At 40.5% G+C, this 22,694-nt stretch carries 20 protein-coding genes, 3 tRNA genes and 1 pseudogene; 22 read left to right on the forward strand and 2 right to left on the reverse strand.

Annotated features, from left to right (window positions below; translation table 11 throughout):
• Window positions 1-57: 57 nt before the first annotated feature.
• The 13 genes and pseudogenes from parE to A3GS_RS0110800 all read left to right on the forward strand — a co-directional run bounded on the left by parE (window position 58) and on the right by A3GS_RS0110800 (window position 13,211).
• On the forward strand, window positions 58-2,007 hold the full coding sequence (gene parE / locus A3GS_RS0110740; protein ID WP_018365397.1) for a DNA topoisomerase IV subunit B: 1,950 nt from the start codon (window positions 58-60) through the stop codon (window positions 2,005-2,007).
• A 9-nt stretch (window positions 2,008-2,016) separates the two neighbouring features.
• Window positions 2,017-2,910: a hypothetical protein gene (locus A3GS_RS0110745; RefSeq protein ID WP_018365398.1), complete on the forward strand. Its 894-nt coding sequence runs from the start codon at window positions 2,017-2,019 to the stop codon at window positions 2,908-2,910.
• Window positions 2,911-3,169: 259 nt separating this feature from the next.
• On the forward strand, window positions 3,170-3,916 hold the full coding sequence (locus tag A3GS_RS0110750) for a DUF6261 family protein (protein ID WP_018365399.1): 747 nt from the start codon (window positions 3,170-3,172) through the stop codon (window positions 3,914-3,916).
• Between the two features lie 3 nt (window positions 3,917-3,919).
• On the forward strand, window positions 3,920-4,738 hold the full coding sequence (locus tag A3GS_RS0110755) for a hypothetical protein (protein WP_018365400.1): 819 nt from the start codon (window positions 3,920-3,922) through the stop codon (window positions 4,736-4,738).
• Between the two features lie 303 nt (window positions 4,739-5,041).
• Entirely contained in the window at window positions 5,042-7,501 is a 2,460-nt protein-coding gene (parC, locus tag A3GS_RS0110760; protein WP_026216386.1) for a DNA topoisomerase IV subunit A, read from the forward strand.
• A 168-nt stretch (window positions 7,502-7,669) separates the two neighbouring features.
• Window positions 7,670-8,701: pseudogene (locus A3GS_RS0110765) on the forward strand (branched-chain amino acid aminotransferase); the annotation flags it as partial.
• 65 nt (window positions 8,702-8,766) lie between these two features.
• Entirely contained in the window at window positions 8,767-8,997 is a 231-nt protein-coding gene (locus A3GS_RS0110770) for a DUF2969 domain-containing protein (RefSeq protein WP_018365403.1), read from the forward strand.
• A 62-nt stretch (window positions 8,998-9,059) separates the two neighbouring features.
• A tRNA-Tyr gene (locus A3GS_RS0110775) sits at window positions 9,060-9,140 on the forward strand.
• Window positions 9,141-9,172: 32 nt separating this feature from the next.
• A tRNA-Gln gene (locus A3GS_RS0110780) sits at window positions 9,173-9,244 on the forward strand.
• 128 nt (window positions 9,245-9,372) lie between these two features.
• Window positions 9,373-10,575 carry a 30S ribosomal protein S1 gene (gene rpsA / locus A3GS_RS0110785; protein WP_018365404.1) on the forward strand — a complete coding sequence of 401 codons (1,203 nt, stop codon included), beginning with the start codon at window positions 9,373-9,375 and terminating at the stop codon, window positions 10,573-10,575.
• A gap of 80 nt (window positions 10,576-10,655) precedes the next feature.
• Window positions 10,656-10,727, forward strand: a tRNA-Arg gene (locus A3GS_RS0110790).
• A 518-nt stretch (window positions 10,728-11,245) separates the two neighbouring features.
• On the forward strand, window positions 11,246-11,926 hold the full coding sequence (locus A3GS_RS0110795; RefSeq protein WP_018365405.1) for a response regulator transcription factor: 681 nt from the start codon (window positions 11,246-11,248) through the stop codon (window positions 11,924-11,926).
• Window positions 11,910-13,211, forward strand: a complete 1,302-nt coding sequence (locus A3GS_RS0110800) for an ATP-binding protein (RefSeq protein ID WP_018365406.1) — start codon at window positions 11,910-11,912, stop codon at window positions 13,209-13,211. Before A3GS_RS0110795 ends, A3GS_RS0110800 begins: the two co-directional genes overlap by 17 nt.
• 93 nt (window positions 13,212-13,304) lie before the next feature.
• On the opposite strand, the gene rpsT is transcribed toward A3GS_RS0110800, so the two are convergent.
• Both rpsT and coaA read right to left on the reverse strand, forming a co-directional pair.
• The gene (gene rpsT / locus A3GS_RS0110805; RefSeq protein WP_083901894.1) at window positions 13,305-13,553 is read right to left on the reverse strand and encodes a 30S ribosomal protein S20; all 249 of its coding nucleotides are present in this window, start codon (window positions 13,551-13,553) and stop codon (window positions 13,305-13,307) included.
• Between the two features lie 53 nt (window positions 13,554-13,606).
• Window positions 13,607-14,533 carry a type I pantothenate kinase gene (gene coaA, locus A3GS_RS0110810; RefSeq protein ID WP_018365408.1) on the reverse strand — a complete coding sequence of 309 codons (927 nt, stop codon included), beginning with the start codon at window positions 14,531-14,533 and terminating at the stop codon, window positions 13,607-13,609.
• 98 nt (window positions 14,534-14,631) lie between these two features.
• On the opposite strand from coaA, the gene A3GS_RS0110815 reads away from it, so the two are divergent.
• The 9 genes from A3GS_RS0110815 to A3GS_RS12570 all read left to right on the forward strand — a co-directional run.
• Window positions 14,632-15,222, forward strand: a complete 591-nt coding sequence (locus tag A3GS_RS0110815; protein ID WP_018365409.1) for a class I SAM-dependent methyltransferase — start codon at window positions 14,632-14,634, stop codon at window positions 15,220-15,222.
• A 22-nt stretch (window positions 15,223-15,244) separates the two neighbouring features.
• Window positions 15,245-16,522, forward strand: a complete 1,278-nt coding sequence (locus A3GS_RS0110820; RefSeq protein ID WP_018365410.1) for a pyrimidine-nucleoside phosphorylase — start codon at window positions 15,245-15,247, stop codon at window positions 16,520-16,522.
• A gap of 12 nt (window positions 16,523-16,534) precedes the next feature.
• Complete coding sequence (gene deoC, locus A3GS_RS0110825) at window positions 16,535-17,197, forward strand: deoxyribose-phosphate aldolase (protein ID WP_018365411.1); 663 nt, start codon at window positions 16,535-16,537, stop codon at window positions 17,195-17,197.
• Complete coding sequence (locus tag A3GS_RS0110830) at window positions 17,184-17,573, forward strand: cytidine deaminase (RefSeq protein ID WP_018365412.1); 390 nt, start codon at window positions 17,184-17,186, stop codon at window positions 17,571-17,573. The genes deoC and A3GS_RS0110830 overlap by 14 nt, the downstream gene beginning before the upstream one ends.
• 90 nt (window positions 17,574-17,663) lie before the next feature.
• On the forward strand, window positions 17,664-18,716 hold the full coding sequence (locus A3GS_RS0110835; RefSeq protein ID WP_018365413.1) for a BMP family lipoprotein: 1,053 nt from the start codon (window positions 17,664-17,666) through the stop codon (window positions 18,714-18,716).
• A gap of 127 nt (window positions 18,717-18,843) precedes the next feature.
• Window positions 18,844-20,370 carry an ABC transporter ATP-binding protein gene (locus A3GS_RS0110840; RefSeq protein ID WP_018365414.1) on the forward strand — a complete coding sequence of 509 codons (1,527 nt, stop codon included), beginning with the start codon at window positions 18,844-18,846 and terminating at the stop codon, window positions 20,368-20,370.
• A complete protein-coding gene (locus tag A3GS_RS0110845) occupies window positions 20,370-21,431 on the forward strand; it encodes an ABC transporter permease (RefSeq protein ID WP_018365415.1) in 1,062 nt (353 codons plus the stop codon). Before A3GS_RS0110840 ends, A3GS_RS0110845 begins: the two co-directional genes overlap by 1 nt.
• 2 nt (window positions 21,432-21,433) lie before the next feature.
• Window positions 21,434-22,390, forward strand: coding sequence for an ABC transporter permease (locus A3GS_RS0110850; protein ID WP_018365416.1), 957 nt, complete (start codon window positions 21,434-21,436; stop codon window positions 22,388-22,390).
• A gap of 173 nt (window positions 22,391-22,563) precedes the next feature.
• Window positions 22,564-22,694, forward strand: a 131-nt coding sequence (locus A3GS_RS12570) for a transposase (RefSeq protein ID WP_018365418.1), incomplete at its 3' end; no start/stop codon positions are given.

The raw sequence follows: 22,694 nt of genomic DNA on the forward strand, positions 1-22,694 counted from the left end.
GCAAAATTGCTAAAAAACTTGTAAGATAAAATGGATGAATAAATCTGGAGGTCACTTTTGGCTAAGAAGGAAATAAACATAAACAACTATAATGATGATGCTATTCAGGTCTTAGAGGGGCTGGATGCGGTTCGTAAACGTCCTGGGATGTACATCGGCTCAACTGATGGAACGGGATTACACCATTTGGTCTGGGAAATCGTGGACAATGCGGTTGATGAGGCGCTCTCTGGCTTTGGTGAGAGGATTGATGTTACCATTAACAAAGACGGCTCGGTGACGGTGGCTGACCATGGACGCGGGATGCCGACGGGCAAGCACGCTATGGGCATTCCGACTGTTGAGGTTATCTTCACAGTGCTGCACGCCGGCGGGAAATTCGGTCAGGGCGGTTACAAGACCTCTGGCGGTCTACACGGGGTTGGCTCTTCCGTCGTTAATGCCCTGTCTAGCTGGTTGGAGGTGGAAATCACCCGCGATGGTGCAATCTACAAGCAACGTTTTGAACATGGCGGAAAGCCTGTTACCACGCTCAAGAAAATCGGCACAGCTCCGAAGTCAAAATCTGGGACCAAGGTCAGCTTTATGCCTGACGACACTATCTTCTCAACGACAGACTTTAAATTTAACACCATAGCAGAGCGACTCAAGGAATCTGCCTTCCTGCTCAAGAACGTTACCATGACATTGACCGATGAGCGGGCAGAAGAAGCTATCTCCGAAAGTTTTCACTATGAAAATGGGGTGCAGGATTTTGTTGCTTACTTGAATGAAGACAAGGAAACGCTGACGCCAATCATTTCTATCGAGGGGCAAGACCAAGGCTTCCAATTAGAAGTGGCCATGCAATACAATGATGGCTTCTCAGACAACATTCTGTCTTTTGTCAATAATGTCCGCACCAAGGATGGCGGAACGCACGAGACAGGTTTCAAGTCTGCCATTACCAAATCCATGAATGACTATGCCAGAAAAGCTGGTCTACTCAAGGAAAAGGATAAAAATCTTGAAGGATCTGACTACCGTGAGGGCCTGTCAGCTGTCATCTCCCTTTTGGTGCCTGAAGAGCACTTGCAGTTTGAAGGGCAAACTAAGGACAAACTTGGATCTCCTTTGGCTCGTCCTGTGGTCGATGGGATTGTCTCTGAAAAGCTGACCTTCTTCCTTATGGAAAATGGGGACGTGGCGGCTAACCTCATTCGTAAGGCCATCAAGGCGCGTGATGCGCGTGAAGCTGCCCGTAAGGCACGTGATGAATCCCGCAACGGCAAGAAAAATAAAAAGGACAAGGGGCTCTTGTCTGGTAAGCTGACGCCAGCCCAATCCAAGAATCCTAAGAAGAATGAACTCTATCTGGTCGAAGGGGATTCTGCCGGCGGCTCAGCCAAGCAAGGTCGTGACCGTAAGTTCCAAGCCATCCTCCCTCTGCGTGGTAAGGTGCTCAACACCGCTAAGGCTAAGATGTCTGACATCGTCAAAAACGAAGAAATCAACACTATGATTTACACTATCGGTGCTGGTGTTGGCGCTGACTTCAATGTGGAAGATGCCAACTATGACAAGGTCATTATCATGACCGATGCCGATACCGACGGTGCCCATATTCAGACGCTTCTGCTGACTTTCTTCTATCGCTACATGCGTCCCTTGGTGGAAGCAGGACATGTCTATATCGCTCTACCCCCATTGTACAAAATGTCTAAGGGTAAGGGTAAAAAAGAAGTGGTTGAGTATGCCTGGACCGATGGGGAATTAGAAGATCTCCGCAAGAAGTTTGGCAAGGGCGCTATCCTCCAGCGCTACAAGGGGCTGGGGGAAATGAATGCAGACCAACTCTGGGAAACCACCATGAATCCTGACACCCGTACCCTCATCCGCGTCACCATCGAAGACCTCGCGCGTGCCGAACGCCGTGTCAACGTCCTCATGGGTGACAAAGTCGAACCTCGCCGCAAATGGATTGAGGATAACGTTAAGTTTACTTTGGAAGAGCAGACGGTGTTTTAAGGAGTTATTATGGCGAGACAAAATTATTTTGAGCTTATCCAGAATATGGAGTTTGATGCAGAAAAAGAGTTTGATATAATTTCAAAGTTTATTTCTGAAAAAGAAAATTACTCTAACATTTTGGCACACCCAAATACTTTTTCGCTAAGACAATTTTTCAATATAAATTTTGCGTCATATCTTTATCAAAGAAGTATTCAATTTACTTCTTATGATGAAGTGGAAAAATACTTGAAAGAAAAACTAGGTGGCTTAGATAGCTTATTTACCTATATAGAATTTATTGTTGATTTATATTCTTTTTTAAGCAAAAGGAGAAATCCTTCAGATCTAATAATATACCCGACAACATCACTTGAGAGTATGTATATTATGGTTAAGAAGAGAATTAACTATTCTCTTAACGCAACTAATCATGAACTACTTGAATTAGCAAATGGTCATCAAATCATCGTTGAAAAAAATGTTTACGCATCAGAAGTTTCACAAATTGTATCTGAAACCAATATTCAGGAGGCGATGAAAGTTCTGGAATATAATCATTTTGCTAACAAGGGGAATATCCAGCGTAAGCAAGAGATCTTGACCTCTTTAGCAAAACATCTTGAACCTCTCAGGGCTGAACTTAATTCTTCTGAAGAGTTGAAAGAGGTTCTGAAAGTTAACAATAAAAAGATTATTGCTGTTGAGAAACTTTTTGAAATGTTTAATCAGTTTGGCTTGCGACATAACAATAATAAGCAATATCATGCTGATCTGACAGATGAAGAACTTGAACAGTGGTATGATGATATTTATACTTCAACCTTGTTTGTTATTCTAAGTCTTGATGAAGCTAGAATATTACCGAAGTTAGCTCAAGCAAGAGTAGATTGGGCGGAACAAAAGAAACAAATTGAATAACTTTCTCCTCAATCTCCACGCTTTTTCTTCCCTTTCCTAAAATTCTTGTTAAATCTCCGCGATTTCGGTTGTCTTTTCAGAAATTCTTACTAGATCGCGGCGATTTAGTTTGAAATTTCAGAAATTCTTTCTAAATCGCGACGATTCAGACTGTAATGTTCGGTATTTGCTTTGACGCGCGACGATTTCGTCTGTCTTAACTGAAAATCTAATTGGTGAGCCCCTCACCTCAACTAAAAAATGTAAAGGACTTATGCTTATGCTAAATAAACGATATCAATTAGAAAACATCGACCTCACGCACCTAACACCTGACCAAGTGGATAAGATTTCAACCGACAGCTTGGCTAAAATTCAGCACTTTGTGACTGAACATAGTGAAGAAGTGCCACTTGTTAAGGGTGCTAATACTTTGGCAGAGCAGTTGGAAAAGTTCCCAAATAGCTTGCGCACTAGCACTAAAAGCCAGCTGGCTGAAAAGTTGGCTGCTGCCGATGCAGCTAGAGACAACGCTCTCTCCATCTTGAACCAGTTTATACGGACTTATAGTCAGATTGACGAGTCCGATATTCAAGAGGCTTATGCGAAAATAGCAGAGCAGTTTAGCCAATTTAAGAATATTGCCAATAAGAGCTATGAAGAAGAAAGCGCCGCACTTGAGCAGTTGCTTAAAAAATTGAAGTCTAGTGATTTCAAGGCCAGCGTAAAAACACTTGGACTTGACAGCCACATCGCTCGTCTCGCACAAGCTCAAGAAAACTTTGAGACAGTTTACCAAGCTCGCCTTAATGAAGGCAAAGCAAAGATTAAGAGCCAAAGCAAAGCCTTGAAGCAAACCTTAACCGACACCTATGATAGTCTTGTGGACTACATCGCTGTCAATGCCTATCATCACACCGATAAACCTCACCTCAAAGACCTCCTCGCTGACATCAACACCATCCGCAAACGCTATAAGAAGCGTAAGGTTGTGAAGAAAGTGGAAGCAACGACAGAAGGGGAGTAATCTATGAGACTAGAAATCTGGGATGAGAGATATAGCCTTCAATGGGATGGCATCTATCATCTTGCTTTGCTTGATTATCCTAAACTTCATGATTGGGAACAGGAGAAGATAGCAACTTTTCTAGCTTATGAAAAGCTACACGGCAGGGAAACTGAAATAGTGTGTCAAGATAAGTCGGTGCGTAATCAGCTTGCGACTTTGCCTAGTCTGTCAGTTGATGCTTTTCCCTTTACTCCCTCCAGTAAGATAGTGGCATCTACTTATGATGCACAAGGTCATTATGTTTATTCAGATTTTTTAAGTCATACTTGTACAATCAAAACGGCACAGGAGATTTTCAAGAGTGGTCAGTTATTATCTGCTGTTCGTGCATTTAACAAAAAATCTCAAGAGCTCGTGCAGGACAATCGAAATGCTGCTGGCGATCCAGAAGATTATTTTGATTATGTTATGTTAGGTTGGTCTAATACAACTTCTGGTTATCGGCTGGCTATGGAGAGACTGCTTGGAAGAATGCCGACTGATGATGAACTAGAGAAAGATTTTATTCCAGGTGTAAGTTTCCATTTTAAGTATGATGATATAATCAATGCTGATGGCTATGTTTTTGATGGATATCACCCTGCAAAGGTCAAGGATTGTTTAAGTTTGAAAAATTTATCTGCCTGTATCATTCCCTCTAGTGAAAAATCTCATTTTGAGACAATTGTTCCACCAGATATATCTTCAAAAGTTTATTATATAGACTACTGTCAGGAAGGAATGGAGAGTTGGTCACGTAAGGTTTATCAATGTGTTGAAAATTTAGCTAAATACGGCTAATGAATTTATCATTTTAAAAAGATTTCCATACATTTAACTTTCTAACCTATGATAGGAAGGATTATTTAGTTAGTATTTTTAGCTAAATATGGGTTACAGACTGTATCAAAAATAGGATACTTATAGATTTGTGAATCATTGTTAGTTTTTTGTCTTTGATAGTGTCTGTTTAATGCCCTTTGTAACTTATGAAAGGAGTTGAAATCGCCCTAAAGTCTTTGTCAAAAAGATGAGTCGTCTAGGAAATTAGGATATCCTGCCAACTTCCTATTTTGACTGAGACTTTTGCAGGCTTAATATCCTATGTCTAACATTCAAAATATGTCCCTTGAGGACATCATGGGAGAGCGTTTTGGTCGCTACTCCAAATACATCATTCAAGAGCGGGCGCTGCCCGACATTCGTGACGGACTCAAACCCGTTCAGCGTCGCATTCTTTATTCTATGAATAAGGATGGCAATACCTTTGAAAAGGGCTTCCGTAAGTCTGCCAAATCTGTCGGTAACGTCATGGGGAACTTTCACCCTCACGGTGATAGCTCCATCTACGACGCTATGGTCCGTATGTCACAGGATTGGAAGAATCGTGAAACCCTGATTGAAATGCACGGGAACAACGGTTCCATGGACGGTGACCCAGCTGCTGCCATGCGTTATACCGAGGCTCGCCTCTCAGAAATTGCTGGTTACCTGCTTCAAGACATTGACAAAAACACTGTGCCTTGGGCTTGGAACTTTGACGATACGGAGAAGGAGCCAACGGTTCTGCCAGCTGCCTTTCCGAACCTTCTGGTCAACGGTGCCACAGGGATTTCCGCTGGTTATGCGACGGACATTCCGCCCCATAATTTGGCTGAAGTCATTGATGCGGTGGTCTACATGATTGACCATCCCTCTGCCAAGGTGGAAAAACTCATGGAATTCTTGCCTGGGCCAGATTTTCCAACGGGAGCCATTATCCAAGGTAAGAATGAAATCAAGAAAGCCTACGAGACTGGTAAGGGACGCGTGGTTGTCCGTTCCCGCACAGACATGGAAGAGCTTCGCGGCGGCAAAAAACAAATTATTGTCACCGAAATTCCTTATGAGGTCAACAAGGCGGTACTAGTCAAGAAGATTGACGACGTGCGTGTCAATAACAAGGTGCCTGGCATTGCAGAAGTGCGAGACGAGTCAGACCGAGATGGTCTGCGCATTGCCATTGAGCTCAAAAAGGACGCTGACGAAAAGACGGTTCTCAATTACCTGTTGAAATACACTGACCTCCAAGTTAACTACAACTTCAATATGGTGGCCATCGACAACTACACGCCTCGTCAAGTGGGAATTGTCCCTATGTTGACCAGTTACATTGCCCACCGTAAGGACATCATTGTTGCACGCTCTAAGTTTGACAAGGAAAAGGCAGAAAAACGTCTTCATATTGTTGAAGGACTCATCCGCGTTTTGTCGATTTTGGATGAAGTCATCGCCCTTATCCGTGCGTCTGAAAATAAGGCTGACGCTAAGGAAAATTTGAAAGTAAGTTATGACTTTACTGAGGAGCAGGCCGAAGCTATTGTGACCTTGCAACTTTATCGTTTGACTAATACCGACATCATTACCTTGGAAAATGAAGAAGCTGAGCTGCGCGACCGCATCACGACTCTCAAGGCCATTATTGGCGATGAGCGTACTATGTATAATGTCATGAAACGTGAACTGCGTGAGGTCAAGAAAAAGTTCGCTAATCCGCGTCGTTCAGAATTGCAAGATCACGCCCAAACGATTGAGATTGACACTGCTAGCCTTATCGTTGAAGAGGATACCTTTGTCAGCGTGACTCGCGGCGGTTACATCAAACGTACCAGCCCACGTTCTTTCAATTCTTCAACGGTAGAAGAAGTTGGCAAACGTGACGATGACGACCTTATCTTTGTCCAGCAGGCTAAGACCACCCAGCACTTACTGCTCTTTACCAATCTGGGCAATGCCATCTATCGTCCAGTACATGAAATTACAGATATTCGTTGGAAAGACATCGGAGAGCATTTGTCACAAAGTCTAGTCAATTTTGCTTCTAACGAAGAAATTTTATATGCTGAGTTGGTTGATGATTTTGGTAGTCAGACTTATTTTGCGGTGACCAGACTTGGTCAAATCAAACGCTTCGAGCGTAAGGAGCTCACTCCTTGGCGCACTTACAAATCCAAGTCCAACAAGTATGCTAAACTCAAAAATGATGAGGACCGTGTCGTAACTGTGTCACCGATTATCATGCAAGATGTGATGATTATTACGGAGAATGGCTACGCTCTGCGTTTTAACATTGACGAAGTCCAAGTTGTCGGTGCTAAGGCGGCAGGGGTTAAGGCTATCAACCTTAAGGCTGATGATGTTGTGCGGGTAGCCTTCATTGCCAGCACAGATAGTTTCTATCTGTTGACTCAGCGCGGTAGTATCAAACGTGTCGCTATGGATGTCATTCCTGTGACCAGCCGTGCCAACCGTGGGCTGCAAGTTCTGCGTGATCTCAAGACAAAACCACACCGGGTGTTTGTGTCAGGACCAGTTCAGGCAGCAAGTGACCAAGCAAATCTTGATCTCTTCAGCACAGTAGTAGAAGATACAGACCAACTTGAGACTCTGCAGGTCATTTCAAACACAGGCAAAACCTATGACGTCATCCTAGAAGATCTGAGCTTGTCCGAACGCACCAGCAATGGCAGCTTCATTTCAGATTCTATCTCAGACGAGGGTGTCTTCTCAGCCAAAATCAAGTAAATTTTTCTGAAAACCAAAGCTTGCTTGACGATTTTCGAGCTGTCTTTGCATTCATAGATGTGAAAAGAGGAGACGCTCTTTTTACTTTAGAGTAAATTTTCAGAATTTTATGAAAAGTACTTGAAAAAATCATAAAAAAGCGTACAATAGAAAAAAACGAAGAAAGAGGAATTTGACATGACAGTTGATTTAGATTGGGAAAATTTGGGATTTACTTATCGCAAACTTCCATTTCGTTACATTTCATACTATAAAGACGGCAAGTGGGATGACGGACAATTAACAGAAGATGCAACACTTCACATTTCGGAAGCATCGCCAGCGCTCCACTATGGACAAGAAGCTTTTGAAGGATTGAAAGCTTACCGTACTAAGGATGGTTCAGTCCAACTTTTTCGCCCCAATATGAATGCCGAACGCCTGCAACGCACGGCAGATCGCCTCTTGATGCCGCAAGTGCCAACAGACAAGTTTATTGATGCTTGTAAACAAGTTGTGCGCGCCAATGAAGAATACGTTCCACCATATGGCACAGGTGCTACACTATATCTCCGTCCTTTGTTGATCGGGGTTGGTGATGTTATCGGTGTTCACCCAGCAGATGAATATATTTTTACCATCTTTGCAATGCCAGTTGGTAACTACTTCAAAGGTGGTTTAGCACCAACTAACTTCCTCATTCAAGATGAATACGACCGTGCTGCACCTCATGGTACAGGTGCTGCCAAAGTTGGTGGGAACTATGCAGCAAGCTTACTTCCAGGACAGGTTGCTCACGACCGCCAATTCTCAGACGTTATTTACCTCGATCCAGCTACTCATACCAAAATTGAAGAAGTGGGGTCAGCTAACTTCTTTGGTATCACTAAAGATAATGAGTTTATCACACCGCTCAGCCCATCTATCTTACCATCAATTACGAAATATTCATTGCTTTATCTAGCTGAACATCGTTTTGGCATGAAAGCTATTCAAGGCGATGTGAAATTGGATGAATTAGATAAATTCGTTGAAGCAGGGGCTTGCGGAACGGCAGCAGTTATCTCACCAATTGGTGGTGTTCAGCATGGAAATGATTTTCACGTCTTTTTCAGTGAAACAGAGGTTGGTCCAGTCACACGCAAACTCTATGATGAATTAACCGGCATTCAATTCGGTGATATTAAAGCCCCAGAAGGTTGGATTTATAAAGTTGACTAAAAATCAAAGCTTGCTCTTGCAAGCTTTTTTAATTTTCGGTAAAATGGTACAAGTGAGGTGAAGGAATGAGTAAAAAAGATAAAAAGATTGAAATTCAGCTAGTAGACAGCAAAGTGACTGTCAACAATATGGCCATTGATGGCTTTCAATTGGTTCTTGGTAAACGAACAATTGGTAATGTAGCAGAATTGGATAATAAATTTGCAGTGGTTAAAGATGGTAATGTAGAAGCCTTTTACAAAACTATGGATGCTGCAATTGAAAGTATTATTGAAAATTTCAACTTAAATCATTAAGAAATTATTGAAAAAGTCTTGCAGGTTGACAAAAACTATGCTAAAATAGTTTTTGTTGTTGAGGAAGGGTAGCGAAGAGGCTAAACGCGGCGGACTGTAAATCCGCTCCTTCGGGTTCGGGGGTTCGAATCCCTCCCCTTCCAGCTCAGAATATTCTTATTCTGATTAATATCTTTGGGGTATAGCCAAGCGGTAAGGCAAGGGACTTTGACTCCCTCATGCGTTGGTTCGAATCCAGCTACCCCAGTCAAAGGTATCAGACGAAAGTTTGACACCGTCAAAGATAAGAATTGTTGTCGTTGCGGGTTACCTTGAAAAAATATATTGTTATCAAAAGCTAGCCCTAAGCTAGCTTTTGTTGGAGGATTTTTTAGAATGAATGAATTTGAAGATTTGCTAAACAGTGTTAGCGAAGTAAACCCTGGTGATGTAGTCACTGCGGAGGTTTTAACAGTTGATAACGGTCAAGCAAACGTTGTTATTGAAGGAACTGGTGTTGAAGGTGTTTTGACACTTCGTGAATTGACTAACGATCGTGATGCTGACATCAATGATTTTGTTAAACCTGGCGATACTGTTGAAGTGCTTGTTCTTCGTCAAGTTGTAGGTAAAGATACTGATACAGTAACTTTCCTTGTCTCTAAAAAACGCTTGGAAGCTCGCAAAGCCTGGGATAAACTTGTTGGTCGTGAAGGTGAAGTTGTTACTGTTAAAGGCACTCGTGCTGTAAAAGGTGGTCTTTCAGTCGAATTTGAAGGACTTCGTGGATTCATCCCAGCTTCAATGATCGATACACGTTTTGTTCGTAACACCGAAAAATTTGTTGGTCAAGAGTTCGAAGCTAAAATCAAAGAAGTTGACCCAGCTGAAAATCGCTTCATCCTTTCACGTCGTGAAGTTGTTGAAGAAAAAGCAGCAGAGGCTCGTAAAGAAGTCTTTTCTAAACTTGAAGAAGGTGCTATCGTAACTGGTACGGTTGCACGTTTGACAAGTTTTGGAGCTTTCATCGACCTTGGTGGTGTTGATGGGCTTGTTCACGTGACTGAATTATCCCATGAGCGTAATGTTTCACCAAAATCTGTTGTTTCAGTTGGTGATGAAGTAGAAGTTAAAGTTCTTTCAATTGACGAAGAAGCTGGTCGCGTATCACTTTCTCTTAAAGCAACAACACCTGGACCTTGGGATGGTGTGGAGCAAAAACTTGCTGCTGGCGATGTTGTTGAAGGTAAAGTTAAACGTTTGACTGACTTTGGTGCATTTGTTGAAGTATTGCCTAGTATTGACGGACTTGTTCACATCTCACAAATCTCACACAAACGTGTCGAAAATCCAAAAGATGTTCTTACAGTGGGTCAAGATGTAACTGTTAAAGTTCTTGATGTAAATGCTGCTGATGAACGTGTATCACTTTCAATCAAAGCTCTTGAAGAACGTCCAGCACAAGCTGAAGGTGATAAGGAAGAAAAACGTCAATCTCGTTCTCGTCGTCCACGTCGTCAAGAAAAACGTGACTATGAGCTTCCAGAAACACAAACTGGTTTCTCTATGGCTGATTTGTTCGGAGATATTGAATTGTAATATGATAAAAAGATTTGCATTTGGCGAATCTTTTTTGTTTCTTGCTGGGAAAGTATGATATAATGGTATATGGACTTTCCCCATCCTTAGTGTAATGGATATCACGTAAGATTCCGGTTCTTGAAATGGGGGTTCGATTCCCTCAGGATGGATAAAATATAGCAAAAACCCTTGAATTACAAGGGTTTTTGTTGTACTTGAATGCTGTTTATCTAAAATGCGTCTAAATATTTTATTGCCTGTTTCAATTAAAAATTTCCGATAAGTTTTAGGATTGATTAAGTCTGGTTTATTATAATATTGTCCAATAATAAAAAGAGGTAACTAGGATGCAAGCTATTGTCTTTTCATTTCTATTATTGGTATAGATTATTTGAGTTCTCACCCTGTGGGTTATTGCCTGTTTAGCCGAAGATTTTTAACGGCAAATTAACGGTTTGGAAAGCACTCAGTCAATCTTAAAATGTTCCCAATAAAGACAAGACGCCAAGAAGTGTTTCTCTATCTGAGAGACTTGGAAATGATCAATCTGCCAATTCTGATTCTGGGTCAGCCTAACAGTAATTTATATCATTTGCTATCAAGAGATAGCATGCACAGCTTCAGCAAATTAATTAAATACCTAGTTTAAAAAAACTGGTCGTGTTATAATAGGTGGGAGGAGAAGATAATGATTAAGATATTATTAGTAGAAGATGATTTGAGTTTATCAAATTCGGTTTTCGATTTTTTGGATGATTTTGCGGATGTGATGCAAGTTTTCGATGGAGATGAAGGGCTCTACGAAGCAGAGAGTGGTGTCTATGATTTGATTTTGTTAGATTTGATGCTGCCAGAGAAAAATGGTTTTCAAGTCCTCAAGGAATTACGAGAAAAAGGTATTTCAACTCCTGTCTTAATCATGACAGCCAAGGAAGGACTTGATGATAAAGGACATGGTTTTGAGTTAGGAGCTGATGACTATCTAACAAAACCTTTCTATCTAGAAGAGTTGAAGATGCGTATTCAGGCTCTCTTGAAGCGTTCTGGGAAGTATAATGATAATGTGCTGACTTTTGGTGATATCAAGGTCGACACGTCAACAAATACCAGCTACATCGGCAATCAGCCTGTTGAATTACTTGGTAAGGAATTTGATTTGTTAGTTTACTTCTTGCAGAATCAAAATGTTATCCTGCCTAAGTCGCAAATTTTTGATCGTATCTGGGGATTCGACAGTGATACTACCATTTCAGTCGTTGAAGTCTATGTTTCAAAAATTCGTAAAAAACTTAAGGGAACAAGCTTTGCTGAAAATCTACAAACGTTGCGTAGTGTGGGGTATATTCTGAAAAATGTCGACTCTGAGTAAGTTAAATCAAAAATTCTGGTCTGATAATTTCTCTCAATTTTTCCATTTTTTTGCTATCTTCACAGGCATTTTCGTTGCCATGACAGTTATCATTTTGCAGATTATGCGCTATGGTGTTTATTCGTCAGTTGATAGTAATTTGAAAAACATTTCATCCCATGCCCAGGATTACGCTGAGATGGTTATGACAAAGAGTTTAATCAATGACTTTATGCTTGAAAAGGATAGTTCTGCGAAGGGGAAGAATTTAGATCAGCCTTCGGCTAATACTAACTTTGTTCTTTACAGTTCAAATGGCACAATCTTGAATGATGTTAATGATTTTCTCAATTTGGATCAGTCTGCAGTAGATACAAAGCACTTGAATTCAATTCAAGATGAATCTATTGCTAATATCTATAATCAGGTTGAACGTTATAGAACCATAACGATAAAGGTTAAAAGCAAGATTTACCCAACAATTGCTTATTTGAAAGTGATTGTTAACGTAGAGCAACTAGCAGGAGCTAATCAGCGCTATGAAAAGATTATCATCGTGGTTATGAGCCTCTTTTGGATTTTATCAGTTGGTGCCAGCGTTTACTTGGCGAACTGGAGTCGGCGTCCAATTTTGGAAAGCTATGAAAAGCAGAAGTTTTTTGTTGAGAATGCCAGCCATGAGTTGCGTACACCGCTTGCTGTTTTACAAAACAGACTGGAAGCTCTCTTCCGCAAACCTAATGAAACTATTCTGGAAAATAGTGAAAACATCGCATCCAGTCTGGAAGAAGTGCGCAACATGCGCATTTTGACGACTAATCTGTTAAATCTTGCCAGACGAGATGACGGCATGACACCAGAAATTGTCAGTATTCGGTCCAGTGAAATTGATGACATTTTCAGTAATTATGAAATGATTGCTGAAGAAAGTGGTAAGATTTTTCATGCTCATAATGAAATTACCAGGGAAATTAAATCAGATAAAACCCTGCTCAAACAGTTGATGACGATTTTATTTGATAATGCTCTTAAGTACACAGATTCAGACGGGGTCATTGATTTCACTGTTAAATGCAATGATAAGAATCTTTATCTTATTATTGCGGATAACGGCCCTGGTATCAAAGACGAGGACAAGCGAAAGATTTTTGACCGCTTTTATCGTATAGACAAAGCCAGAACCAGACAGATGGGAGGGTTTGGATTAGGTTTGTCTTTGGCACAACAGATTGTCCACTCTTTGAAGGGAACCATCACTGTCAGAGATAATCATCCCAAGGGGACAATTTTTGAGATAAAATTATAAAGCAGAGCTCAGTTTTAGTAGCTCTGCTTTTTATTATTATGTAAATTTAGGCAAAGAAAAAAACTCCCGCTGGAGTTTTCATTGGTTTATTGATTAGCCAAGTTTAGCAGCAAGACGTGCTTTGTCGCGGCTTGCTTTATTTGAGTGAATCAAACCTTTAGAAGCGGCTTTGTCGATGCTTGAAGAAGCAGCGCGGAAAAGTTCTTCAGACGGGTTAGCTTCAAAAGCCTTGATAGCAGAACGCATAGCTGATTTTTGTGCTGAATTTTTTTCGTTTTGTCTAACGTTAAGTTCAGCGCGCTTGATAGCTGATTTAATATTTGCCAATGTTTTCACCTCCAAATTAATCTAACTACACCATTATATAGAATTTATCTCTATTTGGCAAGCTTTTATCACTTTTTGAGGTAAATTTCGTCAATTTTATGGTTTTCAGTCTTGTGTAAAATCAGCTCGGCACGATTACGAGTTGGTTCAATATATTTTTCAAGGTTAACTAGGTTGATAGATTTCCAAATGTCCTTGGCAAATTGCATGATTTCTTGCCGAGGCGCATTTGTAAAACGATGGTAGTAATTTTTGGTATCAGTTTCAGCTAAATCCAGTAAACTTTCAAATCTTTCTAAATACCATTTTTCAATGTTATCATTTTCAGCATCAATATAGATTGAAAAGTCATAGTAATCACTCATATAGAGACGATTGTTCTGAGGATTTTGAAAGACGTTGATACCTTCAATGATCAAAAAATCAGGAGCCTTAATCGTTTGCAGTTTATCTGGTACAATATCGTAAATTTCATGCGAATAAACAGGTATTTGGGCAGTGGTGCCATTCTTGATGGTATCTAGAAAGTTGAGGAGGGCTTCCATGTCATAGGATTCTGGAAAACCTTTTCGGTTGAGGATTTTTTCAGCCTCTAGCACATGATTTGGGTAGAGAAATCCATCGGTTGTGACTAACTCAACTTTGCTGTCTTTGAAAGTTCGCGAAAGAAGGAGCTGCAAGAGACGGCTAGTGGTTGACTTGCCGACAGCTACGGAACCAGATACACCAATGATGAAAGGACGGTTGACTACGTCCTTTTTCAAAAAGATACTTTTTGAAAAAGACAGGTTGTCCATAGTTCGCTTATAAATCTGAATGAGACTGATAAGTGGCAGATAAACTTCTCTAACATCTTGGATACTAATTCTGTCATTAAGGCTTTTGATAGATTCCAGTTCTTTTTCAGTCAATAAAGGCTGCGCTTTTTGATGTAAATTTTTCCAAGTTTTACGTGAAATTCGGTCAAAATTAATAAATTCATTTGTATTTGTCATAAGGTCACTCCTAGTAACCTTTATTATAGCATTTTGTGGGAAGATTGAAAACCGTTTCAAAGTGTGCTAGAATAGTAAGGCTAAAAGGAGAGAATTAAATGGTTAAGATGTATTACGCAGAAAATCCCGATAGTGAGCACGACATTCATCGTCTTGAAGTGAACTTACTTGAGCAGAACTTCATTTTTTTGACGGATGCTGGGGTATTTTCAAAGAAAATGATTGACTTTGGCAGTCAGGTTTTGTTAAATGCTTTAGATGTCAAGTCGGGCAAAACATTACTTGATGTTGGTTGTGGATATGGTCCGCTAGGCATTTCGCTGGCAAAAGCTAAAAAAATGAGCGTCACAATGGTTGACATCAATAATCGTGCGTTGGATTTGTCTAGGCAAAATGCGCAATTGAATAATGTGGATGTAAATATTTTTCAATCGAATATTTATGAGCAGGTAATTGGAAGTTTTGACTACATTATCAGTAATCCTCCCATTCGTGCAGGGAAAAAAGTGGTTCACACGATTATCGAAGAAAGTATTGACCATCTAAACGATGGTGGTAGTCTGACCATTGTTATACAGAAAAAGCAAGGTGCGCCAAGCGCCAAAGCTAAAATGGAAGATGTTTTTGGCAATTGTGAGATTGTTAAAAAAGATAAAGGTTACTATATTTTAAGAAGTTTTAAAGAATAATTTGTTTTAGATTGGAATTGATATGAGAGCAGTAGATTTAATTCAGAAAAAAAGAGATGGGGGTGAGCTAAGTAGCCAAGAAATTGATTGGCTCATTTCGGGCTATGTTGATGGTAGCGTTCCAGACTATCAGATGTCAGCTTTTGCTATGGCAGTCTATTTTAAGGGGATGTCTATGAGAGAAACTCGTGATTTGACTATGGCTATGGTTGCGACTGGGGAACAAATTGACTTATCTGCCATTTCAGGCATTAAGACTGATAAACACTCTACAGGCGGTGTCGGTGATAAGGTGACGCTCATTTTAGCACCATTAGTGGCAAGTTTTGGAGTGCCTGTTGCCAAGATGAGTGGTCGAGGGCTTGGACACACAGGCGGCACCTTGGACAAATTGGAATCTATCAAAGGTTTTCAAATCGAACGAAGCCAGGAGGACTTTATTAAGCAGGTTCAGGAAATCGGCGTATCTATTATCGGGCAATCAGATAAATTGGTCAAGGCTGATAAGATGCTCTATGCTCTTCGCGATGTGACAGCCACGGTCGATATTATTCCCTTGATTGCTAGTTCAGTTATGAGTAAGAAAATTGCAGCAGGAGCGGATGCTATTTTGTTGGATGTGACAGTTGGTGACGGAGCCTTTATGAAAACGGTTGAAGATGCTGAAAAATTATCTCAAACCATGGTTGCGCTCGGGAAGGAAGTCGGTCGTAAGACAGTTGCTGTTATTACGAATATGAGTCAGCCGCTGGGACAAGCTATAGGTAACCGTCTTGAAGTTTTAGAAGCTCTCCAAATCATGCAAGGCCAAGGACGACAAGATATTACAGATTTTATTTGTGAGTTAGCTCAAATCATGCTCAGACTTGCTAATGTTGATAAAACACTAGAAGATATTCATCAAAACCTAGTTGGTGGAGCAGCTTTAGCTAAGTTTGAAGAAATGATTGCCGCTCAAGGTGGTGATTTGGAGGACCTTTATCGCCCGTCATCAGCAGCAGTTATCACTTGTATAAAAGCCCAGAAAGATGGTTACATCACAGAATTACCAGCTTTAGAATTCGGTTTAATTGCTATGAGACTTGGCGCAGGACGTGCTGTTAAAACAGATTCACTTGACTATGAAAGCGGCATTGTTTTTGAAAAGAAAGTCGGAGATGCTGTTTCAAAAGGTGATTTGGTTGCAAAAATTTATTCTCACGAAATTTTAGATAAAAAAGTACATACAGATTTCCAAAAAAATGTTAAAATAGGTAGGGTGCAAGCTGAAAATAGTGAGATTGTTAAAATTATTTCCTAAAGGGGACTAAAAATGACCATTAATAGGTATATTGACCATACTTTGTTAAAACCAGAAAGCACTCAAGAACAAATTGACCACTTGATTGCTGAAGCTAAAAAGCATAATTTTGCTAGTGTCTGTGTTAACCCAACTTGGGTTTCCTACTCAGCAAAACAGTTAGCCGACTCAGACGTCAATGTCTGTACAGTGGTTGGTTTCCCTTTGGGAGCTAATACAAGTGCAGTTAAAGCATTTGAAGCAAAGGATGCCATTGCTAATGGCGCTGATGAAGTTGATATGGTTATTAATATCGGACGTTTGAAATCTGGACAATACCAAGAAGTTCAAGATGATATTAAAGCAGTTGTGGATGCTAGTGGTGATAAGCTTGTCAAAGTTATCATCGAAACTTGCCTTCTGACAAAAGAAGAAAAGATTAAAGCATGTCAATTGTCAGTTGCAGCAGGAGCTGATTATGTGAAAACTTCTACTGGTTTCTCAACTGGCGGTGCAACTGTAGCCGATGTATCTTTAATGCGACAAACTGTTGGCTCAAATATTGGTGTCAAGGCTTCTGGTGGAGCGCGATCTTTGAAAGATGCACTGGCTTTTGTTGAAGCGGGAGCGACGCGTATTGGAACATCATCAGGTGTTGTCATTGTCAATGGGGAAGTAGCTGATGGAGATTACTAATCTCGTTCAATTAGCTATAGAAGCTAGCGAAAAAGCTTATGTTCCTTATTCTCATTTTCCAATAGGCGCAGCTGTAAGAACCAAAGACGGTCGAGTTTTTACAGGTTGTAATGTTGAAAATGCCAGCTTTGGCTTAAGCAACTGTGGGGAACGGACGGCTATTTTTAAAGCTGTTTCGGAAGGCTACAAAGAATTTTCTGAAATTGCTATCTATGGTGAGACTGAAAAACCCATTTCACCGTGTGGCGCGTGTCGTCAAGTGATGGCAGAGTTTTTTGAACCATCTGCCACAGTAACATTAATTGCTAAAGATGGTCAGACGGTCGAGATGACGGTCGGGGAGTTACTTCCGTATTCGTTTACAGATTTGAAATAGTCTGTTTTGATGTCTTGTTATTATAGCCATAAGGCTAAATAAAATATTGCAACCTTGTTGCGCAAAAGTTTTTTAGGAGGGTTCATTTTTATGAACAAGAAAATTATTGGAATTGGTCTAGCTTCCGTAGCTGTTTTAAGTTTGGCAGCGTGTTCAAATCGTAAGAGCGCAAGTTCAAATGGTAATGGAAAAACAGACTTGAAAGTCGCAATGGTAACAGATACTGGTGGTGTTGATGACAAGTCATTTAACCAATCTGCTTGGGAAGGCCTTCAAGAATGGGGGAAAGCAAATAACCTTAAAAAAGGTAATGGCTTTGATTATTTCCAATCTGCAAGCGAATCTGACTATGCTACGAACCTTGACACAGCAGTATCAAGCGGCTATAAACTTATTTATGGTATCGGATTTGCACTTCATGATGCTGTAGAAAAAGCTGCTAAAGATAACTCAGATGTTAACTACGTTATCATTGATGATGTTATCAAAGACGCAGACAACGTTGCTAGCGTAACATTTGCTGATAATGAATCTGGTTACCTTGCGGGTATTGCAGCTGCAAAATCTACTAAGACAAAAACTGTAGGTTTTGTTGGTGGTATGCAATCAGAGGTTATTTCTCGTTTCCGCGCTGGTTTTGAAGCAGGTGTTAAATCAGTTGATGATTCAATCAAAATTAAAGTAGACTATGCTGGTTCATTCGGTGATGCTGCTAAAGGTAAGACTATCGCAGCAACTCAATATGCTGCTGGTGCAGATATTATCTACCAAGTAGCCGGTGGTACTGGCGCAGGTGTCTTCTCAGAAGCTAAAGCTGAAAATGAATCACGTAATGAAGCTGATAAGGTTTGGGTAATCGGTGTTGACCGTGACCAAGCTGCTGAAGGTAAATATACTTCTAAAGATGGCAAAGCATCAAACTTTGTACTCGCTTCAACAATTAAAGAAGTGGGCGAATCAGTTAAGAAAATCTCTACTGAAACTGCTAAAGACAAATTCCCTGGCGGTAAAGTGACCACTTACGGTCTTAAAGATGGTGGTGTAGATATCGCAACTACAAATCTTTCTGATGATGCTGTAAAAGCTATTGCGGACGCTAAAGAAAAAATTATTTCTGGCGATATCAAAGTTCCTGAAAAATAATCTAAAAATGAGCGACCTTAGTCGGTCGCCTTTTTTCAGACTGAGGTATTTATACCTCAGTAAAGCTCATCAGAGTTGATGGGTTTTACTGAATTATAAATTGATTTTTTCTGAAAGGAAGAGCCATATGACACAAAATGTCATTGAAATGAAAGAAATTACTAAAAAATTTGGTGATTTTGTTGCAAATGATCATATTAATTTGACTGTCAGAAAAGGTGAAATTCATGCTTTGCTCGGTGAGAACGGTGCGGGGAAATCTACCTTGATGAACATGCTTGCAGGTCTTTTAGAGCCGACAAGCGGTGAAATTGTTATCAATGGTCAAACAGTCGCTATCGACTCCCCATCTAAGTCTGCTCATTTGGGAATTGGAATGGTTCACCAGCATTTTATGCTCGTTGAAGCCTTTACGGTTGCTGAGAATATCATCCTTGGGAAGGAAACTGCCAAAGGTGGCGTTCTAGATTTAAAACAGGCTGTAAAAGATATTGAGGAATTATCTCAAAGATATGGGCTAGCTGTCGATCCTAATGCTAAGATTGATGATATTTCTGTTGGTGCTCAGCAGCGTGTTGAAATTTTGAAGACTCTTTACCGTGGAGCCGATATTCTTATTTTTGATGAACCAACAGCTGTTTTGACACCGTCTGAAATCCATGAATTGATGGAAATTATGAAAAATCTTGTCAAAGAAGGCAAATCCATCATTCTGATTACTCACAAGCTGGATGAAATTCGTGCAGTTGCTGACCGTGTGACAGTCATCCGTCGTGGTAAGAGTATCCAAACTGTTGATGTTGCGGGAGCCACTTCTCAAGAGTTAGCTAAAATGATGGTTGGGCATTCTGTCTCATTCACCACTGCAAAAAAAACAGCGCAACCTAAGGAGATCGTCCTTTCTATCAAAAATATTGTTGTTAATGAAAATCGTGGTGTTCCAGCTGTCAAAAATCTTTCACTGGATGTCCGCGCGGGTGAAATTGTTGGGATCGCAGGTATTGATGGCAATGGACAAAGCGAACTTGTTCAGGCTATTACAGGGCTTAGAAAAGTTAAATCGGGTTCCATTACCATCAAAGATCAAGAGGTGACGAAATATTCAACGCGTAAGATCACTGAGCTCAGTGTTGGACATGTCCCTGAAGACCGTCATCGTGATGGTCTGGTTCTCGATATGACTATGGCTGAAAATATGGCTCTTCAAACCTACTACAAAGAACCAATGAGCAAAAAGGGAATCCTAAACTTTTCTTACATGAATGAGTATGCTCGTAAGTTGATGAAAGAATTTGATGTTCGCGGTGCAGGTGAATTTGTTTTGGCTAGAGGTTTTTCAGGAGGTAATCAACAAAAGGCAATTATTGCTCGTGAAATTGATCGTGACCCAGACTTGCTTGTTGTTAGCCAACCGACACGTGGATTGGATGTTGGTGCCATTGAATATATTCATAAACGTTTGATTCAAGAGCGCGATAAGGGCAAAGCTGTACTTGTTGTCAGCTTTGAATTAGACGAAATTCTTAATCTATCTGACCGCATCGCTGTTATTCACGATGGTAAAATTCAAGGTATTGTTGATCCAGCTACAACAAACAAACAAGAGCTTGGTATCTTGATGGCTGGTGGAAAAATTGAAAAAGGAGAAGAGTAATGTCTAAGAGAACTCAACAAATTGCGGTTCCTCTGATTTCAGTTTTACTAGGAATCATCCTTGGAGCCATTGTTATGCTGTTATTTGGTTATGACCCTATTTGGGGATATGAGGGCTTGTTCCAAACGGCCTTTGGTAACCTTAAAAATATTGGAGAAATCTTCCGAGCTATGGCTCCACTGATTTTGGTGGCTCTTGGTTTCTCAGTTGCAAGCCGTGCTGGTTTCTTTAATGTTGGTTTGCCAGGTCAGGCCTTGGCGGGATGGATTGCTGCCGGATGGTTTGCCTTGTCACATCCTGATATGTCACGCCCTTTGATGATTCTTTGTACAATTGTCATTGGTGCTTTGGCTGGTGGAATCGCTGGTGCTATTCCTGGTATTCTCCGTGCTTATCTTGGAACTAGTGAAGTTATCGTTACAATCATGATGAACTACATTATCCTGTATTCAGGGAACGCAGTTATTCAAAATCTTTTTTCAAAGAGCATCATGCGTACTACGGATTCAAGTATCTATGTAAGTGCCAATGCCTCTTATCGAACAGAGTGGCTCTCGGCTCTGACTAACCATTCTCGGATGAACATCGGTATTTTTATTGCCTTTATCGGTGTTGCGATTATCTGGTTCCTACTTAACAAGACAACTCTTGGCTTTGAGATTCGTTCAGTCGGTCTTAATCCACATGCTTCGGAATATGCAGGTATGTCAGCTAAGCGTACTATTATCCTTTCAATGATTATCTCAGGTGCCTTTGCCGGTCTTGGTGGTGTTGTGGAAGGACTTGGAACTTTTGAAAATGTCTTTGTTCAATCAAGCTCAGTTTCTATTGGTTTTGATGGTATGGCAGTTAGTCTTTTGGCAGCTAATAACCCAGTTGGTATTCTCTTTGCAGCCTTCCTATTTGCATTTTTAAGCGTTGGAGCTCCTGGTATGAATATCGCAGGTATCCCACCAGAATTGATTAAAGTTGTTACAGCTTCCATCATTTTCTTTGTTGGTGTGCATTATATTATTGAATATTTCATTAAACCAAGAAAACAAGCGAAAGGTGGTAACTAAGAATGAGTTTAACAACAATTTTAGCCTTGATGTTTTCATCAATGTTGATCTATGCCACACCGCTTATTTTTACAAGTATCGGCGGAACTTTCTCAGAACGTGGAGGTATCGTTAACGTTGGCCTAGAAGGTATCATGGTTATGGGAGCTTTTTCTGGTGTTGTCTTTAACCTTGAGTTTGCAGATGCATTTGGGAACGCGACACCTTGGCTTGCCATCTTCATAGGAGGAGTCGTGGGAGTGATTTTCTCGCTTATCCATGCTGTGGCGACTATCAATTTTCGTGCTGACCACGTTATTAGTGGTACTGTTATGAATTTATTGGCCCCATCTTTAGCTGTTTTCTTAATCAAGGTTCTCTATAATAAGGGGCAAACTGATAATATTACTCGGTCATTTGGGAAATTCAATTTTCCCCTTTTATCTGATATTCCTTTCATTGGACAAATCTTCTTTAGAAATACTAGTCTGATTGGTTATATTGCTATTTTGATTGCCTTTGTTGCTTGGTTTGTTCTCTATAAAACCCGCTTTGGCTTGCGCCTGCGTTCAGTTGGTGAACATCCTCAAGCAGCAGATACACTTGGTATCAATGTTTATCTCATGCGTTACCTAGGTGTTATGATTTCTGGTTTTTTAGGGGGAGTCGGCGGAGCGGTTTATGCTCAATCAATTTCTGTAAACTTTGCAGCTACGACTATCCTAGGACCTGGCTTCATCGCTTTAGCTGCTATGATTTTTGGTAAATGGAATCCTATCGGAGCTATGCTGGCTAGTCTCTTTTTTGGATTGTCACAATCATTAGCCGTTATCGGTGGACAGCTTCCTCTTTTAAGTTCTATTCCAACGGTTTATTTGCAAATTGCTCCTTATGTTTTGACAGTTATCGTACTAGCCGTCTTCTTCGGACAAGCAGTAGCACCTAAAGCAGACGGTGTCAATTATATCAAATCAAAATGATCATAAAAGAGTTGCTCAAGCAACTCTTTTTATATTTGGCTTCGAGCCAGTTTTTCTCATAGAGAAAAATGAAAAAACCACCAGCTAAGCTGGTGGCTGACAAGGCTTCTAGCTTCCATTTATTTTTCCATGTATAATCTAATTGTTCAGGTTAGATAAAGGAGGAAAAATAAATGGCTAAAACCANTTATAGTTTATCACACACCAAATGGATGTGCAAATATCACATTGTTTTCACACCAAAGTATCGACGCAAATCCATTTACTACAAAATTAGACAGGACTTAATCGAAATTTTCCGTCA

The sequence above is a fragment of the Streptococcus caballi DSM 19004 genome (assembly GCF_000379985.1).
GTDB lineage: Bacteria > Bacillota > Bacilli > Lactobacillales > Streptococcaceae > Streptococcus > Streptococcus caballi.

Coding starts and splice junctions, on each gene's coding strand:
- A3GS_RS0110745 (WP_018365398.1), top strand. CDS start 2,017: ATGGCGAGACAAAATTATTTTGAGCTTATCCAGAATATGGAGTTTGAT.
- A3GS_RS0110750 (WP_018365399.1), top strand. CDS start 3,170: ATGCTAAATAAACGATATCAATTAGAAAACATCGACCTCACGCACCTA.
- A3GS_RS0110755 (WP_018365400.1), top strand. CDS start 3,920: ATGAGACTAGAAATCTGGGATGAGAGATATAGCCTTCAATGGGATGGC.
- parC (WP_026216386.1), top strand. CDS start 5,042: ATGTCTAACATTCAAAATATGTCCCTTGAGGACATCATGGGAGAGCGT.
- A3GS_RS0110770 (WP_018365403.1), top strand. CDS start 8,767: ATGAGTAAAAAAGATAAAAAGATTGAAATTCAGCTAGTAGACAGCAAA.
- rpsA (WP_018365404.1), top strand. CDS start 9,373: ATGAATGAATTTGAAGATTTGCTAAACAGTGTTAGCGAAGTAAACCCT.
- A3GS_RS0110795 (WP_018365405.1), top strand. CDS start 11,246: ATGATTAAGATATTATTAGTAGAAGATGATTTGAGTTTATCAAATTCG.
- A3GS_RS0110800 (WP_018365406.1), top strand. CDS start 11,910: ATGTCGACTCTGAGTAAGTTAAATCAAAAATTCTGGTCTGATAATTTC.
- coaA (WP_018365408.1), bottom strand. CDS start 14,533: ATGACAAATACAAATGAATTTATTAATTTTGACCGAATTTCACGTAAA.
- A3GS_RS0110815 (WP_018365409.1), top strand. CDS start 14,632: ATGGTTAAGATGTATTACGCAGAAAATCCCGATAGTGAGCACGACATT.
- A3GS_RS0110820 (WP_018365410.1), top strand. CDS start 15,245: ATGAGAGCAGTAGATTTAATTCAGAAAAAAAGAGATGGGGGTGAGCTA.
- deoC (WP_018365411.1), top strand. CDS start 16,535: ATGACCATTAATAGGTATATTGACCATACTTTGTTAAAACCAGAAAGC.
- A3GS_RS0110830 (WP_018365412.1), top strand. CDS start 17,184: ATGGAGATTACTAATCTCGTTCAATTAGCTATAGAAGCTAGCGAAAAA.
- A3GS_RS0110835 (WP_018365413.1), top strand. CDS start 17,664: ATGAACAAGAAAATTATTGGAATTGGTCTAGCTTCCGTAGCTGTTTTA.
- A3GS_RS0110840 (WP_018365414.1), top strand. CDS start 18,844: ATGACACAAAATGTCATTGAAATGAAAGAAATTACTAAAAAATTTGGT.
- A3GS_RS0110845 (WP_018365415.1), top strand. CDS start 20,370: ATGTCTAAGAGAACTCAACAAATTGCGGTTCCTCTGATTTCAGTTTTA.
- A3GS_RS0110850 (WP_018365416.1), top strand. CDS start 21,434: ATGAGTTTAACAACAATTTTAGCCTTGATGTTTTCATCAATGTTGATC.